The 15,249-nt window shown below is 66.2% G+C and carries 13 protein-coding genes; 2 read left to right on the top strand and 11 right to left on the bottom strand.

Going from position 1 to position 15,249, the window contains the following annotated elements; genetic code table 11:
- Positions 1 to 58: 58 nt before the first annotated feature.
- Together thiM and HV786_RS05990 are read right to left on the bottom strand one after the other, a co-directional pair.
- Entirely contained in the window at positions 59 to 874 is an 816-nt protein-coding gene (gene thiM, locus HV786_RS05995; protein ID WP_128828479.1) for a hydroxyethylthiazole kinase, read from the bottom strand.
- 128 nt (positions 875 to 1,002) lie between these two features.
- Positions 1,003 to 1,482 carry a DUF2846 domain-containing protein gene (locus HV786_RS05990; protein WP_252870165.1) on the bottom strand — a complete coding sequence of 160 codons (480 nt, stop codon included), beginning with the start codon at positions 1,480 to 1,482 and terminating at the stop codon, positions 1,003 to 1,005.
- Between the two features lie 249 nt (positions 1,483 to 1,731).
- On the opposite strand from HV786_RS05990, the gene HV786_RS05985 reads away from it, so the two are divergent.
- On the top strand, positions 1,732 to 2,367 hold the full coding sequence (locus HV786_RS05985; RefSeq protein WP_128828478.1) for a glycoside hydrolase family 19 protein: 636 nt from the start codon (positions 1,732 to 1,734) through the stop codon (positions 2,365 to 2,367).
- An 83-nt stretch (positions 2,368 to 2,450) separates the two neighbouring features.
- On the opposite strand, the gene HV786_RS05980 is transcribed toward HV786_RS05985, so the two are convergent.
- From HV786_RS05980 to HV786_RS05965, 4 genes are all read right to left on the bottom strand, one after another.
- Positions 2,451 to 2,900 carry a PA2169 family four-helix-bundle protein gene (locus HV786_RS05980; protein ID WP_128828477.1) on the bottom strand — a complete coding sequence of 150 codons (450 nt, stop codon included), beginning with the start codon at positions 2,898 to 2,900 and terminating at the stop codon, positions 2,451 to 2,453.
- Positions 2,901 to 3,018: 118 nt separating this feature from the next.
- Entirely contained in the window at positions 3,019 to 4,308 is a 1,290-nt protein-coding gene (locus HV786_RS05975; RefSeq protein WP_158216692.1) for a M28 family peptidase, read from the bottom strand.
- 46 nt (positions 4,309 to 4,354) lie between these two features.
- Positions 4,355 to 5,332 carry a Bug family tripartite tricarboxylate transporter substrate binding protein gene (locus HV786_RS05970; protein WP_128828475.1) on the bottom strand — a complete coding sequence of 326 codons (978 nt, stop codon included), beginning with the start codon at positions 5,330 to 5,332 and terminating at the stop codon, positions 4,355 to 4,357.
- A gap of 138 nt (positions 5,333 to 5,470) precedes the next feature.
- The gene (locus HV786_RS05965) at positions 5,471 to 6,394 is read right to left on the bottom strand and encodes a LysR substrate-binding domain-containing protein (protein ID WP_128828474.1); all 924 of its coding nucleotides are present in this window, start codon (positions 6,392 to 6,394) and stop codon (positions 5,471 to 5,473) included.
- Positions 6,395 to 6,594: 200 nt separating this feature from the next.
- Between HV786_RS05965 and HV786_RS05960 the strand changes: the two genes are divergently transcribed.
- Positions 6,595 to 8,973 carry a DNA internalization-related competence protein ComEC/Rec2 gene (locus HV786_RS05960; protein WP_175210288.1) on the top strand — a complete coding sequence of 793 codons (2,379 nt, stop codon included), beginning with the start codon at positions 6,595 to 6,597 and terminating at the stop codon, positions 8,971 to 8,973.
- A 34-nt stretch (positions 8,974 to 9,007) separates the two neighbouring features.
- On the opposite strand, the gene HV786_RS05955 is transcribed toward HV786_RS05960, so the two are convergent.
- The 5 genes from HV786_RS05955 to HV786_RS05935 form a co-directional block, all read right to left on the bottom strand.
- Positions 9,008 to 10,387, bottom strand: a complete 1,380-nt coding sequence (locus HV786_RS05955) for a four-carbon acid sugar kinase family protein (protein ID WP_175210286.1) — start codon at positions 10,385 to 10,387, stop codon at positions 9,008 to 9,010.
- Entirely contained in the window at positions 10,384 to 11,661 is a 1,278-nt protein-coding gene (locus HV786_RS05950; protein ID WP_128828864.1) for a ribulose-bisphosphate carboxylase large subunit family protein, read from the bottom strand. The genes HV786_RS05955 and HV786_RS05950 overlap by 4 nt, the downstream gene beginning before the upstream one ends.
- 25 nt (positions 11,662 to 11,686) lie before the next feature.
- On the bottom strand, positions 11,687 to 12,226 hold the full coding sequence (locus HV786_RS05945; RefSeq protein ID WP_128828863.1) for a VOC family protein: 540 nt from the start codon (positions 12,224 to 12,226) through the stop codon (positions 11,687 to 11,689).
- 67 nt (positions 12,227 to 12,293) lie between these two features.
- Positions 12,294 to 14,174 (bottom strand): TRAP transporter large permease, encoded by a 1,881-nt coding sequence (locus HV786_RS05940; RefSeq protein WP_062840771.1) that lies wholly within the window; start codon positions 14,172 to 14,174, stop codon positions 12,294 to 12,296.
- An 11-nt stretch (positions 14,175 to 14,185) separates the two neighbouring features.
- Positions 14,186 to 15,208 (bottom strand): TRAP transporter substrate-binding protein, encoded by a 1,023-nt coding sequence (locus HV786_RS05935; protein WP_062840772.1) that lies wholly within the window; start codon positions 15,206 to 15,208, stop codon positions 14,186 to 14,188.
- Positions 15,209 to 15,249 lie beyond the last annotated feature (41 nt).

Here is a 15,249-nt window from a genome sequence, read left to right as displayed (position 1 = left end):
TGAAGGAAAGAATTTTGGGGACGGTGTGTGACCTACCCGTGACATGCACGGGGCCAAATCAACGCAGGGGAGACTCGCGCGTCAGGCAATCCGCTTCCAGCGCGGCCAGCGCATCCAGGAACCGCCATGCGAACGATCCCGGGCCGTCGGAATGCAAAGCGGCGCGCTGGCCCGCAATGCCGAAGCACGACAGCGCGGCCACGGCCGCGGCAAACGCGTCATTGCGCGATACCGCGGCAAACGCCCCGACCACCGCGCTAAGCGCGCACCCGGTGGCGGTCACGCGCGGCATCAGCGGCGAGCCGCCCGTGATGTGTACGGCGCGTGCGCCGTCCGTCACGTAATCGGTTTCGCCCGTCACCGCCACCACCGTCTGGCGCTGCGTGGCGATGTCCCGGGCAGACTGCTCGGCATGCGCCACGGCGTCGCGCGCGTCCACGCCTTTGCCCGAGCTGAGGCCGCCGGCCAGCGCAATGATCTCGGATGCGTTGCCGCGGATGATGGCCGGCTTGAGGTCCAGCAGACGCTGGATGGCGTCACGGCGAAAGGCGGTGGCGTGGTGTGCGACCGGATCAAGCACCCAGGGCGTACCCGCGTGCGCGGCGGCCTTGGCCGTCAGCAGCATGCTTTGCAGCCACGGCGAGGAGAGCGTGCCGATATTGATGACGACCGCGCCGGCGATTCCGGCGAATTCAGGGGCCTCTTCTTCGGCATGCACCATGGCGGGTGACGCCCCGATCGCCAGCACGGCGTTGGCCGCGTAATTCATGGAAACGAAGTTGGTCAGGCACTGCACCAGCGGCGCGTCACGGCGGACGGCGGACAGAAGGTCCTGGGCGTGGTGGGCGAGGGGAGTCAGATGGGAATGCGGCATGCCGGGCGGATGTTGCGCGGGGACGCGCTCCCCGGGTGAATGGCGTATGTTCCCGGGGGCAGGGGGAAGGTGTCAAGCTCCCGCGTGGGACGCGAAGGACTCGGTCCTGGCGCGGGAGGCCGCACTGCCTAGCCGCATTGTCCTTCGACGGCCAGCTTCACTTCGGGCTTGGAGATCACGCGTTTGCCTTCCTCTTCGGACACCTGTTCAACGCCAGCGCCGCCCACAAACACGCCCAGCTTGATGAACTGACGGACAAAATAGTTTTTGCCGGATTCCATGGTCAGCAGCAGATCGTTTGGCGAGAATTCCGATTCGGTCGACACCTTATGCTGTTTGTCGCCTTCGACCTGGGTGTAGAAAAAAACCCGGTCGGCAGTTTCGCCCAGGCAGTTGCCATTGATATACACGTCTTTCTTCAATGCCTTGCCCGCATAACTGTCGCGATAAACAAACAGTCCGGATTTTCCGGCGTCCGGCGCCGCAAAGGTTTTAGCCTTTTGATTATCTTCTGCGGAAGCCAGCGGAACTTTCGCGCATCCGGTTGCCGCCAGGACGGCGGCGCAGGCAACAGCGAGTTTCAGCATATTCTTGGTCGATCGATTCATGGTCGTGGTGTCGGTTGATTGACGAGAAAGTAAGAACGTATCCAAAAATATCTGAGTGTGTCATAAATTGTTTCCCGCGTCCACGGCATGGAAGCGCAAGCTCGGGGCGGCGCGTGTACGCAATTTGAGGTATGGACGGTTTTCCCGGCAGGCTCACAATCATTGACCGGCCCCGGATCGTCGTGAAAATCGGGCACGCGACGTTATCGCTCGGGCGGCACGAACCTTTAAGCAAGCAGAGGAACCGCCATGCTGAGTTCCGAACAACTTCAACGCGTGTTTCCCAACTGCAACGCCCCCGCCGAGTGGGCGCAAGCGTTGGCGCCCGCGTTTCAGAAATACGAAATTGAAACTCCTGACCGTCTGGCGAGCTTTCTGGCGCAGACGGGCTATGAATCCAGCCAATACAACCGGATCGAGGAGAACCTTAATTTCTCAACCGCCGCGCGGTTGACCAAGGTGTGGCCCAAACGATTTCCGGATGAAGCGTCCGCGATGCCCTACGTGAATAATCCGCAGGGACTCGCGAATCTGGTTTATGCAAACCGGATGGGCAATGGCGATGCGCTAAGCAACGATGGTTACCGATATCGCGGACGAGGCATCATCCAGCTGACGGGACGCAGCAATTACGATTCGGCGGGCGATGCGATGGGCGTGGACCTGGTCAACGCGCCCGAGTTGCTGGCCGACCCGAAATGGGCGGCGCTGAGCGCGGGGTGGTATTGGCAGTCGCGCGGGTTGAATGAGTTGGCCGACGACCGGACCCATGACGACGATCTGGAAGACTTTGCCCGGATTACGCGGCGCATCAACGGGGGACTGGCAGGGCTGAAGGAGCGCTTTGCCTTGTTCAAGCGCGTTTATGCCGAACTGATGCGATAGCCCGGCAAGGGCGCGCCGCCTGCCCGTGCATTTTGCATCGGGCAGGCGGCGTATCACGAACTGCCTGGTTCGCAGTGCGACGCTTACGTCGTGGCGCGGTAGCGGTTACGCAGGTCGCGGATCTGGTCGTGGTTGTGCAGCACGCCCTGGTATTGGCGTTCGACGATGGCGCGCACGTTTTCCGGCAGCGTTTCCTTCAGCGCCTTGTCGTAGTCCGCCTTGGCCACGTCCTCGCCTTTTTCGCATTCCTCGAGCAGCGTCAGGTCGGTGCGGCTGGAAACCGCTGCCTTAATGTTGGTCCAGCCACGGTGCATGGCGCCAGCCACCGTGCCGCTGTCTTCGGGCTCGCCGCCCATCTGCGCCACGAGCGCTTGCAATTCCGCGGCGCCGGCGGCGCAATCACGGGAGCGGTTGCGAAAGAGTTCCTGCAACTCGGGAGCCTTCGCGTCCTCGGCCGCCGAAGCGAAGCCCTTCTCGCCGTTCTTCGACGTTTCGATGAGTTTGTTCAGCACCTTGATCACATGATCGGCCATATCGGTCTCCTTGGTTTGGAAGGATCAGGCAGCGGGGTGCTGCCTGTGGAACCGGATATTCAGCAAGCGGCGTGCCCGGCCGCATCGCGGCCGGGCAATCGAGGTCGCCGAGGTTGCGCTAGACGCGCGGGCAAGTGGAACCGGCTTTTAGCGCCTCCAGTTCCGGATCGGTCATTTCCAGCGCCAGCGACGCCATCGCGCAGGTGACGGCCAACGCGTTGCGCAGTTCGTCTTCCCGGATGATGTCCGGCAAATCGCCGCGAGACAGGATGTGGCGCACGCGGGATTCGGGCTTCTCGAAGCCCGCAACCAGACGCAGGGCAGGAATGCCTTGCTTGGCGAAATTGGCGTGGTCGGAGTTCGGCATGAAAGGCAGCCAGTGCGACACGGGCACCCCGGCGCGCGCGGCGGTGTCCTGGACCACGTCCGCCAGCGCCGGATAGTCGCTGATCAGCGCGCAGAGCGCGTCGTCGCCTGCAACGGTGTCCAGGTTGATGTCGAACTTCAGCCGTTGACGCTCGGTGGCCGGCATGTCGGCCAGGTAGCGGGCCGATCCGGCGAGCGCCCATTCTTCAGCGGTGAAGAAGCAGATACGCAGTCCAGGCGTGTCCGGGCCCAGCCGCTTTGCCAGCAGCCGCGCGGCAGCCAGCGCGACGGCAACGCCCGTGGCATTGTCCAGCGCGCTCTGGCCGAGGTCGTGGCCGTCCATGTGGGCGCTGATCACGATCCGGCTGTCCCGGCCGCCGGGCAGGTCCAGAACGCCCGCGCAGGCCATCGAATCGCGCAACTCTTCGCCCTGGATCTGCAAGCGGACGCGGACGCTGGGCCGGGCGGTCAATGCGGATGCGGCTTCGTGGCCAATATAAGCCGCGGGAATGCCTGCGCCGTCGCGGGGGCGGCCGGAGGAGCCGGACAAGGGGCCCGCGCCGGGCAGCGTGTTGGCAATGAGGAAAGCGGCGGCGCCCTGAGCGACCGCCATGTCGTATTTGCGGCGGCGGTGCACGTGCGTTTGCGAGAACGGATATTCATGGCGCACCAGCACGATCCGGCCGCGCACGGCATCGCCGGCACGCTCGAAGTCCTCCGGGCGGCCCGCGCCGACATCCAGGACTTCGCCTTCCAGGCCTTGCGCGGCGGTGGAGGCCGAGCGTAGCAGGGGCACGCACTCCAGATCCTCGGGCGCGTCGCCCAGCAGCGTCAGGCGGCTGGACAGGCAGCGCCAGCCATCGTAGGGCACCGGCACGCGCCGCACGTCGGGTCCGATTTCCCGGAGCCGGTCCAGCGCCCAGTCCATGGCTGCATCGTCCTGCCCGGTGCCGGACAGGCGTCCGCCAAAACTGCAAAGGGTCTGGAAATCGTGCATCAAGGCCGCTTCGTCGGCGGCCTGCTGTTGCCAGCTTGTCGTCATCAATGTCTCCGGCGCCGCGCGCATGCCGCGCGGCGTTGCTTGCGTGTTATTCGAAGGTGATATTGGCGCGCTGCACCAGATCGGCCCAGCGGGCGAAGTCCTGCGTCAGCAACGCCTTGAGGGCTGCGGCGCTGGTGTCGGGCGGCAGGTTCATGCCCACGCTGGCGAGCCGCTGCTTGACGGGCTCGGACTGCATGACCTTGGCCATCGCTTCCGACAGTTTTTTCTGGACGGCCTCAGGCGTGCCGGCCGGCGCGACCAGTCCCCACCAGCTTTGCACGGTCAGGCCCGGATAGCCCAGTTCCTGGAACGTCGGCACGTCCGGCGTGCCGGCCTGACGGGCGGGCGAGGACACGCCAATCGGCTTGATCTTGCCGCTCTGGAACAGGGCAACGGCCGAGGCCATCGTCGTAAAGCTGGCGTCGATCTGGCGGCCGGCCAGGTCATTGACCGATGCCGACGCGCCCTTGTAGGGGATGTGCGCGAGCTTGGTGCCGGTGTTCTGCATGAACAGTTCGGCCATCAGATGGGTCAGCGAGCCGTTGCCGCCCGAACCGATGGAGATGGTGTCCGGCTTGGCCGAAGCGATCTTGACCAGCGACGGCACGTCCTGCGCCTCGAACCCGGGATTCACGAACAGGTACATGGGCGACAGGCCCAGCAGCGTGATCGGCGTGAAATCCTTTTTCGCGTCGTATTTCACACGGTCCTTGTACAGCGCCGGCACGATGGTGAACGGCACGTCGGCCAGCAACAGCGTGTAGCCATCGGGCGCCTCGGTCGCCACGTAGGCGGTGCCCAGCATCGATCCCGCGCCCGCCCGGTTCTCGACAACAACGGACTGCCCAAGCTGGGCGCTCAATTGATCGCTGATGGCCCGGGCCACCACGTCCGAGCTGCCGCCCGCCGAATACGGCACGACGATCTTGATGGGTTTGTCGGGATAGGCGGCCGAGGCGGATTGCACGCTTGCGAAGCACGCGGGAACGGCCATGGCGGCCAGCAGTTTTTTCCACTTGAACATGATTTTTATGGTGATCCATGAATTATTCACGTCATTGTGGTGCGCGCGCTGGCCCCTCGCAAAGGAAGTATGCGCATAGGATATTCCAAACTGGAATAGGTGCTCTCGCAGGGCCGGCGGCTTGAAAGCAGTCAGGTTCTAGGCAATGCCCGCGTATTGCCGCGTCTGCATATTCAGCGCCTGGCCCTGCGCGATGACCCACTCGCAGAACGCTTCGCAGTAAGGGCCGCCGACGTTGGGACGAGGTTGCATCAGGTGATAGCCGTAGCGGCCTTCGATGGCCTCGCCGAAGGGCCGCACCAGGCGTCCCGACTCCAGATGCTCCAGCACCATGCACAGCGGCATGATGCCCGCGCCCAAGCCATTGAGCACCGCCGGCAGCAGGATGGAAAAGCCTTCGTATTCCGCCGCGGTGGCGGCGGGACCGGACCACAACGGGGCGACGTCGGCCCGCCACTCGTCCCAGCCATAGCCGCGCTGGGCGCGCTTGAGCAAGGGCAATCGGGCGATGTCGTCCACGCACTTGACCGGATGGCGCTTGATCACAGAGGGCGCTGCCACCAGCGCCATTTCGCGGCCGCACAGATACTGCGCGCTCATGCCCGACACATATCCCGTGTGAAGCTGGATCTCCGCGTCGAATCGTTCAGAGCGGTCGCGGCCATGCAGCAGCCGAGGGCGGATGTTGACTCGGATCTCAGGGTGCAATTCAAAGAACTCGGCCAGCCTGGGCAGCAGGAAAAACTGCGCAAACGACGGCGAGACAGCCACATTCAGGGCGACGCGCGACGCGGGGTTGGCGACCAGCGCATCGGCCTCGTCGATGAGCCGCACTGCCGCGCTGATGCGTTCCAGGTACAGGGCGCCCGCGTACGTAAGCCGCAGGCCCGCGGGCATGCGCTTGAAGAGGGCCGTGCCCAATCGGTCCTCCAACGCCGCCACGTGTTTGCTGACCGCGCTTTGGGTCAGGCTAAGCGCCTCGGCCGCGCGGCTGAAGTTCAGCGTTTCGGCGGCGGTGAGGAAGATGCGCAGCGAAGACAGGGAGTTGCGGGAGCCTTTCATGGGAAGCGGGGCGTGAGAGTAGGTTGGCGCTACTGTACTGCGTGCGCCCGGAAGGTGACGGCTGGCCGAGGTGGATCGATTCGTTCACTTGCTCATGTGACCCGTCCGGCCAAGACCTACGCTTTCTCTTTTTTGCGGAGAAAGCCATCGCGGGCCGCTCGTTCTGTATTGCGTTTGTCGCGGGCTCGGGGCTGGTGCAGATGCTGCCGTCTCTGCCGGGTTCGATTGGGCTGTGGCTAGCGGTGGCCGGGGGCGCTGTGTCCGCCGTGTGGGTTCGCGTCGGGAATTCTCGATGGCGGGTTCTGGCGGCGCTGGCGTTGGGACTTTCGGCCGGCTTCCTGAATGCAGCGCTGCAAGCGCAGCAACGGTTGGACGATGGGCTTGCCGACGCGCATCAGGATCAGGTGTCGCGGCTGGTGCTGCGCGTGGCCGCATTGCCCGATGGCGACGCGAAGCGCCAGCGCTTCCTGGCCGAGGTGATGCCGCCCGCTCGTCCCGGCATTCCCTCGCACGTCCAGGTCACCTGGCAGGCGGGTGCGGGGTCCAACCAGGCCGTGCCGCAGGTGCTGCCCGGGCAAGTGTGGCGAATGGCGCTGGTGCTGAGGCGGCCGCACGGTCTGCTCAACCCCGCGGGGCCGGATGTGGAGGGGCGCATGTTTGCCAACGGCATCCGCGCCACGGGAACCGTGCGCGGGCAGCCCGTCCTGATGGACGACCGGCCGTGGGCCACGCCCGGCATTGCCATCGAACGCGCCCGGCATCTCGTGCGCGAGGGCATGCGCGCGGCGTTGGGCGAGCATCGTTACGCGCCGGTGCTGATTGCGTTGGCGATTGGGGATCAGGCCGGCGTGGCGCGCGACGACTGGCGGATCTTCAACCGCAGCGGCATCACGCATCTGGTGTCGATCAGCGGCATGCACGTGACATCGATTGCCGGTATCGCTGGGTTGCTGGCGTCTTCGCTTTGGCGGCGCGTGCGGTGGCGGGGCGTGGGACTTGCCGAGCGGATCCCTGCGCGCGTTGCCGGCGGGGCGGTAGCGGCGGTGGTCGCGTTGCTGTATTGCCTGCTGGCGGGCTGGGGCGTGCCCGCGCGCCGCACGTTTTTCATGCTGCTGGTGGTGTTGGGGGCGGCGTTGTCGCGGCTGCCCGTGTCGGGTGATCGGGTCCTGGCCTGCGCGGCGGCCGCCGTGGTGGCGCTGGACCCGTGGGCCCCGATGTCCGCTGGCTTCTGGTTGTCGTTCGGCGCGGTGGCGGTGTTGTTGCGTATCGCGGCCGCGCCGATTGATGTGGACGCCAGCTGGCGCGCGCGATGCGCGGCCCGGCTACGGCAGGCCGCGCACGTGCAGCTGATGGTCACGATAGGGCTGATGCCGCTGCTGGCCTTTCTGGTGCACCAGGTGTCGCTGGGTTCGCCCTTTGCCAATGCCGTCGCCATTCCGTCGGTGACGTTCATCGTGACGCCGCTGGCGTTGCTATGCGCGGCACTGTCGTCCGTGCCCGGCGCCGAGGCGCTGGCGGCATTGGCCGGGCAAGCCGGGCTGGCCGCGTTCGACCTGACCATGACGCCGGTTGCCTGGGTTGGCAATGCAAGCTGGTCGAGCGTGCCGGTTGCCGCGGCCGGCTGGCCCTGGCTGCTGCTGGCGGTGGCGGGCATGATCTGGGCCCTGCAGGCCAAAGGCTGGCCAGGACGGCACCTTGGTTGGTTCTGCATGCTGCCGTTGCTGTTCTGGCGGCCCGACAAGCCCGAACCGGGCCACTGGCGCATGAGCGCGATGGACGTGGGGCAGGGCAGCGCCATCCTGGTGGAAACTGCGACTCAGTCGTTGTTGTTTGACGCGGGCCCGCGCAGCTACGGCGGCAGCGATGCGGGCGAACGGGTCGTCGCGCCATTTCTGCAAGCGCGGGGGATCGGACGGCTGGATGTGCTGGTGCTGTCGCACGCAGATATGGATCATGTCGGCGGCACGCGCGCGGTGCTGGGGGCGGTGCCAGTGGGGCGAAGTTATACATCCTTCGATTTGCCCGCCTATCTACGGCGCGACGCAAACATGTGGCCCGACGTCGGCAATGCCGAACCGGTGTTGCCCGATACGATGGCGCGGTGCGAACGTGGACTGGCATGGGAAGCGGACGGGGTGGTGTTCACCTTCCTGCATCCGGTTCCGTCAGAACGCAGCGCGAAGGTGGATGACCGCAATGCCGACAGTTGCGTGCTGCGCGTGGAGGGGGCAAGCCATTCCCTGTTGCTGACAGGGGACGTAGGCGTTGCGCAGGAGCGGGACATGGTGGCGCAGGGGCTTGCCAGTGCCGATGTCGTGCTGGCGCCGCATCATGGGTCAGGGTCGTCGTCGGGGCATGACCTGGTGAACGCGACGCAGGCCGTCCATGCCATTGCGCAGGCTGGGCACCTGAACCGGTTCCGCCACCCGGCACGGGCGGTGGAGCTGCGTTGGAGCCGGGCGGGCGCCAGCTTCTGGCGTAGCGACCAGGACGGCGCCGTGATGGCGGCGTCGCGGCCGGATGCGTTGGAGGTGTGGGGGCACCGCGAACGTGCGAGACGGTACTGGCATGGTCGCTAGCCCGTTCGGCACGTCAGAACGCCTGCGGCGGCCGTCAGACCTTGCCGGCAATCAACTCGTCAAACAGCCGATCCCCACCCATCTGCCCGCCCTTGAGCATCAGCTCCACCCCGTCCGTTACCGGATCGTCGCTGCGTGCAACGCTGACGGTCACGCCCGGCGCCAGGACGCAGCGAAACGCCAATCCCCACAGTCCGAGCGCAAGCGTGGCTTGACTGGAGGTGTCGCCGCCGGCGATTCCGATTCGGTTCAGCCGATGGCCAGCGTACGCGCTGGCGCGCACGATGTCAGCAACCAGCCTGGCGGTGGCGCGGGCGGTGGCGGCGGTCTGGTCTGCGTTGACGGCGCCGGCAGGCTTGTCGGTATGCACCAGCACGTTGTGGCCCTGGGCCAGTGTGGCAGCGGCCAACGCGACCTGTTGCGCGGCGTAGTCGTCATCCGCCAGCAACCGTTCGACTCGCAGAGCTTGGCGCGTATAGGTTTCGCATGCGGCGATCTGCCGGGCGGTGACGGGCGACAGGCTGCCCGCGACGACCAGCACCGGGCCATTTGCAGGGCCGAGTGGCGTCGCCGGTGCGGCCCCCGAGTGCCCCGCGGGCCGAGCGCGGGCCAGCGCCTGTTGCACGCTGCTGGGGCCGACGGCCAAGAGGGGGGCGCGGGAAGCGGCGCGTTGAATCAAACGGCCGATGACGGGGAGCTGCGATTCGTCCACCAGATCCAGCAGCAGCGGACCGTCAGTGTTTCCAATGACCTGATCGATCCAGGCATCAAGCGCGGCCGAGTGCGCGGCGGTGTCCTCAGCCGAGGCTGCACCCGTCTTCGCACCCGGTTCCACGGCCGAGGGGTAGGCCGTGTGCGGCACCGAGCGGATGCCCGCCAAACCCTGGGCCTCCAGGTGCAACCGCAGATCCGCCTCGTGCATGGGCGTCACGGGATGCACGCTCATCACGGGATGGCGGTCAATGCGATGAATCTCGGGCGCTGAACCCGCGCGCGCGAATAGGTTTCCAAAACTGCAATAACGGCCGATGCTGGGCTGCCCACCCACGATCGGCACGATGGGATTCGCAAAATGCCGACGCAATTCGCGCACCGCCACCCCAATGCTGCCGACATGCGGCGCGCTGTCAAAGGTGGAACAGCACTTGTAGTGCAGCACGCGCGCGCCGGTGCCTGCCATGAATGCACCGACCGCGCGCAGCTCGTCCGTCATCTCCGCAGGCGTCATGCCACGCGCCGCGCCCGCGATGCCGATGGCATCCAACGGCCCGGCACGTTCCAGTTGCGCGGAAGAAGGCACACTCAAAAAAAGCAGGCTGCGCAGCCCGGCGCGAGCGACCTCGGCCAACGTGTCGGTGGCGCCGGTGAAGTCGTCGCCATACCAGCAAACCTGCGGCGCGGTGCCGCCATTCATGCGCGGCTTCCAAAAAATTCCAGCGCGCGCTGCAGCTCCGGCGCGTTGCGGGCGTAGTCTTGCAAGGTCTGGTTGTCGCGCACGGCGTGCCAGGCCTGGCGGATGCTTTGCACGCCGGCGGCGGGGCCGTCGGGGTGGGCCAGGATGCCGCCGCCCGACATGAAGAGCAGGTCGTCGCTGCGCACGGCGGCCCAGGTGGCGGGCACGGTGCCAGCCCATTGACCCGACGAGAAGGCGGGCATGACGGCGTCGTCGATGCCCGGCGTCAGCGATGCCAGGCAGTCGCGGGCCGAGTCGACGACCTCGCTGTCTTCCTGCGAGAACTTGCCTTGCAACCCATGCACGTGCATGTGATCCACGCCCGCCAGCCGCCACAGCGTCTGGTAGGCCTGAAAGCCGATGCCCAGCAGCGGGTGGCGCGACAGTGCGCCAAAACCATTGCGGTGGCCGTGCAGCGCCAGCGGCGTGCTGCGGCGCAGGGTCTGGATGGCCGAGTAGCCGCACCAGTTCAGGCTGGCCATGACGCAGGTGCCGCCTTCGCGTTCGATCAAGTCGGCATGGCGGCGCATGGCGTCGGTTTCGTCGCTGATATTGAAGGCGACCATCACATTGCGGCCGGTGCGTTCGCGGTGCGCGCGCACCACGGCCATGACTGCGGCGACGCGTTGGGCGAGCGGGGCGTGGGCCGGGTTGGCGCACACCTCGTCGTCCTTGATGAAGTCCACGCCAGCCGCGCAAAGCTGGGCCACCAGATGCGCGGTCTGCTCGGGCGAGAGGCCGACGTTGGGCTTGATGATGGTGCCGACCAGCGGCCCCTTGTCCACGCCGGTCAGCGCGCGCGTGCCGGTAATGCCGACCTGCGGCAGGTCGAACTGGGCGCGGTAGTTGGCGGGCAGCTCCATGCTTTCGAGCCGCAAGCCGGTGACTTCGCCCAGGTCGTACAGGTTGCCGCCGACGGTGGCCGCCAGCGTGGGCAGGTTGGCCCCGACGTTGGCGACGGGGAACGCGATGCGAATCCGCGCGCGCTGGAATTTGCCGGGCATGCCGCCCGCCTGGCGCGCCAGATAGGCGTTGGGCAGGCTGGGCGCGTCGACCGTTTCCAGCGTTTCGATGGATTCGATGCGGGCGCGCGCGCGGGCGCGCAGCTCGTCGGTTTCGCCCTGAACGCGCGTGAAGGTGCCGCAGGACTGCTCGCCGGCCATGACTTCCGCGACCTTGGCGGGGTCGACGGGGGTTTCAATCAGGTAGGTGGCGGTAAACGATTGGGAATTCATGGTGGCGGTGTGCGGCAGGGGCGTATCAGAGGCGGCTCAGATCGGGGAAGGCGCGGACGGGGTCCTTGCCGTCCCAGTTGACCGAGCTTTCGCGGATCAGGTCGAAGAGGCGGCCCTTGGGGCCGGCGACTTCGGAGAGCTCGATGACGGTGCCAGGGTGGTATTCGGTGTCGAAATAGATGAAGCGGCCCTTTTCGCCGACTTCGCCGCTCATCTTGGGCTTGAAGCCTTGCGCCAGCAGGCGCTCCAGATCGGCGTCGTAGCTTTCGGTCCAGTAGGCGACGTGTTGCAGACCGGTGCGGCCGGCCTGCAGGAAGTCTCGGTACATGGAAGGCACGTCGTTGCGGGTTTGGATCAGTTCGACCTGCACGTAGCCGGAGTTGGCCAAGGCGACGGAATTGTGAGGCTCGTGCCGTTGGCCGTCGTACTCATAGTTCACGATCGGCACGCGGGGGTTGTAGTACCAGGGGCCCACGCCGAGCTTGCTGCTCCAGTAGTCCATGGCGGCTTCGATGTCGTGCACGACATAACCGAGTTGGCGGATCTCGCCCAGGAAACGACTCATGATGGATCTTTTTAAAAGGGGTGGCTGAGGGACGGGAAGGGCGCGGCCCGCGAGGGGCCGCGTCGCGTCACAGGAAACCGATGGAGAACCAGGGGAAGGCGGCCACGACGATCAGGCCGATCAGCAGCGCGCCGATGTAGCCCCAGATCGGGCGGATGCCTTCGTTGGGATCGACGCGGCTGATGGCGCAGGCGCCGTAGTAGCCGACACCGAAGGGCGGGGCGAACAGTCCAATGCCCATCGCAAAGATCACGACCATCGCGTAGTGGACCTCGTGCACGCCGGCCTGCACCGCGATCGGGAACAGCAGGGGACCGAACAGCACGATGGCGGGGATGCCTTCCAGCACGCTGCCCAGGATGATGAAGGCCACGATGGACACCGCCAGGAAGCCGTAGCTGCCGCCGGGCATGCCCGCCATCAGCTTGGCCAGGTCGCCCGAGAAACCGGATTGTGTCAGCGCCCACGCCATCGCGGTCGCGCAGCCCACGATCAGCATGATGGCGCCGGACAGGGACGCGGTTTCGATCAGCATGGGCTTGACGCGTGCCCAATCGAAGCAGCGGTAGATCAAAAGGCCCACGACGGCGGAGTACACGATGCCGATGGTGGAGACCTCGGTGGCGGTCGCCACGCCTTCGACCACGGCGGCGCGGATCACGAAGGGCAGGGCCACTGCGGGCAGCGCGATCATGAAGAAGCGGCCGATCTCCTTGAAGGTGAAGCGCTGCACAAGGCTCAGGTCTTCCTTGCGGTAGCGCCACCAGACCACGGTGCACAGGGCCAGGCCCAGCACCACGGCGGGCAGCAGGCCGCCCGTGAACAGCGCGGCAATCGACACGCCCGTCACCGAACCGATGGTGATGAGCACGATGGACGGCGGAATCGTTTCGGTCTGCGCGCCGGTCGCCGACAGCAGGGCGACCAGGTCACCGGGCTTGGCGCCGCGCTTCTTCATTTCGGGGAACAGCACGGGCGCGATGGCCGCCATGTCGGCGATCTTCGAGCCCGAGATGCCGGACACCAGGTACATGGCGCCGATCAGCACGTAGGACAGCCCGCCGCGCACGTGGCCGAGCAGGCTGGCCAGGAACTGGATCATGGCGCGCGCCATGCCCGTCATTTCGATGAGGGAACCCAGGAAGATGAAGAGCGGCACTGCCAGCAGCATCAGGTGCGACATGCCTTCGTCCAGCCGGCCCACCATGACGACCATCGGCGTGTTGGTGGTCAGCGCCAGGTACGAGAACGTGGCCAGCGCGAAGGAGAACGCGATCGGCACGCCCGAGAACACGGTGGCGGCGACGATGCCCACGAAGAAGATCACCAGGTTCAGCTTGCCCAGCCCCGAGAACAGCGGCTGCGCCATCCAGAAGATGCCGACGACGGCGGCCACGCCGGCCAGCGCCATCGCAACCTGCGGCAGCGGCTGCGTGCGCAACAGGCGCAGCAGCGCGATGATGCCCATCAGTCCCATGCCGACCGGAATGGCGGCGGCGCGCCAGGCGTTGCTCAGCTCCAGCGCGGGGGTGATGATGAAATGCTCTTCGTGCGCATATTCGATGGCGGGCGCCAGGATCAGCACCAGAAAGGCCAGCGATGCCGCCAGCGCCGCGGTTTCCAGCTGTGCCCGCCGGGCCGGGCTGACGTTGTTCACCAGCGCCGTCATGCGCATGTGTTCGCCGCGCCGCAGGGCCACGACGGCGCCCAGCATGGACAGCCAGAGGAACAGGATGGAGGCAAGTTCATCGGACCAGACGAGCGGGCTATGGAACACGTAGCGCGACACCACGCCGGCAAACAGGACGATGATCTCGACCAGCACGATGGCTGCGGCAACGTGTTCGACCACGGTGCCCAGCACGGTGTCGAGCGCGCCGGCCGCCCGGCGCAGGGGATTGGCCGGCAGCGCGGGCGCCGCGGCGTGGGGAGCGGACAGGGAGGCCATGACGCTCGACCTCAGGCCAGCTTGCCGACGGACTGCTCCAGGAGGCCCCAGGCCTCATTGCCGAAGCGGCCCTGCCATTCCTTGTAGAAGCCCGCGGTGCGCAGTTGCTCGCGGAAGCTGTCGGCCGACGGCTGATTGAACACCAGGCCCTTGGATTCCAGGTCGGACTGCACCGAGGCGTTGAGCTTCTTGATGTCTTCGCGCTGTGCGAGGCCAGCTTCATTGATGCCGCGCGCGACAACCGTCTTCAGGTCGGCGGGCAGGCCTTCCCACATGCGGCCGTTGGCGATGAACCAGTAGCCGTCCCAGATGTGCTTGGTCAGCGAGCAGTACTTCTGCACTTCGTACAGCTTGGCGACCTGGATGATCGGCAGCGGGTTTTCCTGCGCGTCCACCACCTTGGTCTGCAGCGACGAATAGACCTCGCTGAACTGCAGGCTGGCAGGGGCGGCGCCCAGGCCCTTGAACATGGAGATCGGCAGCGAACTCACGGGCACGCGGATCTTCAGGCCGTCCATGTCGGCGGCGGTATTGACCGGGCCCTTGCTGCTGGTGGTCTGGCGAAAGCCGTTGTCCCACATCTTTTCAAAGGCATAGAGCTTGCGCTGCGCGATGGCCGCACGCACGTGGGCGCCCAGCGCGCCGTCCATGGCATTCCAGACCTGGTCGTAGTCCTTGAACGCGAAGCCGACCGCGTTGATGGCGGCCACCGGCACCAGCGTGGCAATCACCAGGGCGGACGGCGTGAAGAAGTCGATGCCGCCGGAACGCACCTGGGCCAGCATGTCGGTGTCGCCGCCAAGCTGGTTGTTCGGGAAGATCTTGATGTCGACGCGGCCGTTGCTTTCCTTGAGGATGCGTTCGGCCGCTTCCTGCGCGCGGATGTTCAGCGGATGCGTCACCGGCAGGTTGTTGCCGTACTTGAGCGAGTAATCGGCGGCGCGGGCGATCAGCGGAAAGCCGGTGCCGGCGACGGCAAGGGCGGGGACCGCGCAAAGGCGGCGCAGGGCACTGCGGCGTGTAAGCAGCTTCATGGTTGTCTCCGTTGTCGTGCTTATGATGTTTTTTGATGTGC

It is taken from the genome of Achromobacter mucicolens (assembly GCF_902859725.1).
GTDB classification, from domain to species: Bacteria; Pseudomonadota; Gammaproteobacteria; order Burkholderiales; family Burkholderiaceae_B; genus Achromobacter; species Achromobacter mucicolens.
Note: the sequence above shows the minus strand (reverse complement) of the source record. Positions and strands in the feature narration are given on the sequence as shown.

Bases quoted from the DNA above. Each gene is read 5' to 3' on its own strand.
- HV786_RS05975 (WP_158216692.1), bottom strand. From the start codon at position 4,308: ATGACGACAAGCTGGCAACAGCAGGCCGCCGACGAAGCGGCCTTGATG.
- HV786_RS05955 (WP_175210286.1), bottom strand. From the start codon at position 10,387: ATGAATGGCGGCACCGCGCCGCAGGTTTGCTGGTATGGCGACGACTTC.
- thiM (WP_128828479.1), bottom strand. From the start codon at position 874: ATGCCGCATTCCCATCTGACTCCCCTCGCCCACCACGCCCAGGACCTT.
- HV786_RS05980 (WP_128828477.1), bottom strand. From the start codon at position 2,900: ATGGCCGATCATGTGATCAAGGTGCTGAACAAACTCATCGAAACGTCG.
- HV786_RS05985 (WP_128828478.1), top strand. From the start codon at position 1,732: ATGCTGAGTTCCGAACAACTTCAACGCGTGTTTCCCAACTGCAACGCC.
- HV786_RS05935 (WP_062840772.1), bottom strand. From the start codon at position 15,208: ATGAAGCTGCTTACACGCCGCAGTGCCCTGCGCCGCCTTTGCGCGGTC.
- HV786_RS05960 (WP_175210288.1), top strand. From the start codon at position 6,595: ATGCTGCCGTCTCTGCCGGGTTCGATTGGGCTGTGGCTAGCGGTGGCC.
- HV786_RS05940 (WP_062840771.1), bottom strand. From the start codon at position 14,174: ATGGCCTCCCTGTCCGCTCCCCACGCCGCGGCGCCCGCGCTGCCGGCC.
- HV786_RS05945 (WP_128828863.1), bottom strand. From the start codon at position 12,226: ATGAGTCGTTTCCTGGGCGAGATCCGCCAACTCGGTTATGTCGTGCAC.
- HV786_RS05970 (WP_128828475.1), bottom strand. From the start codon at position 5,332: ATGTTCAAGTGGAAAAAACTGCTGGCCGCCATGGCCGTTCCCGCGTGC.
- HV786_RS05950 (WP_128828864.1), bottom strand. From the start codon at position 11,661: ATGAATTCCCAATCGTTTACCGCCACCTACCTGATTGAAACCCCCGTC.
- HV786_RS05965 (WP_128828474.1), bottom strand. From the start codon at position 6,394: ATGAAAGGCTCCCGCAACTCCCTGTCTTCGCTGCGCATCTTCCTCACC.
- HV786_RS05990 (WP_252870165.1), bottom strand. From the start codon at position 1,482: ATGAATCGATCGACCAAGAATATGCTGAAACTCGCTGTTGCCTGCGCC.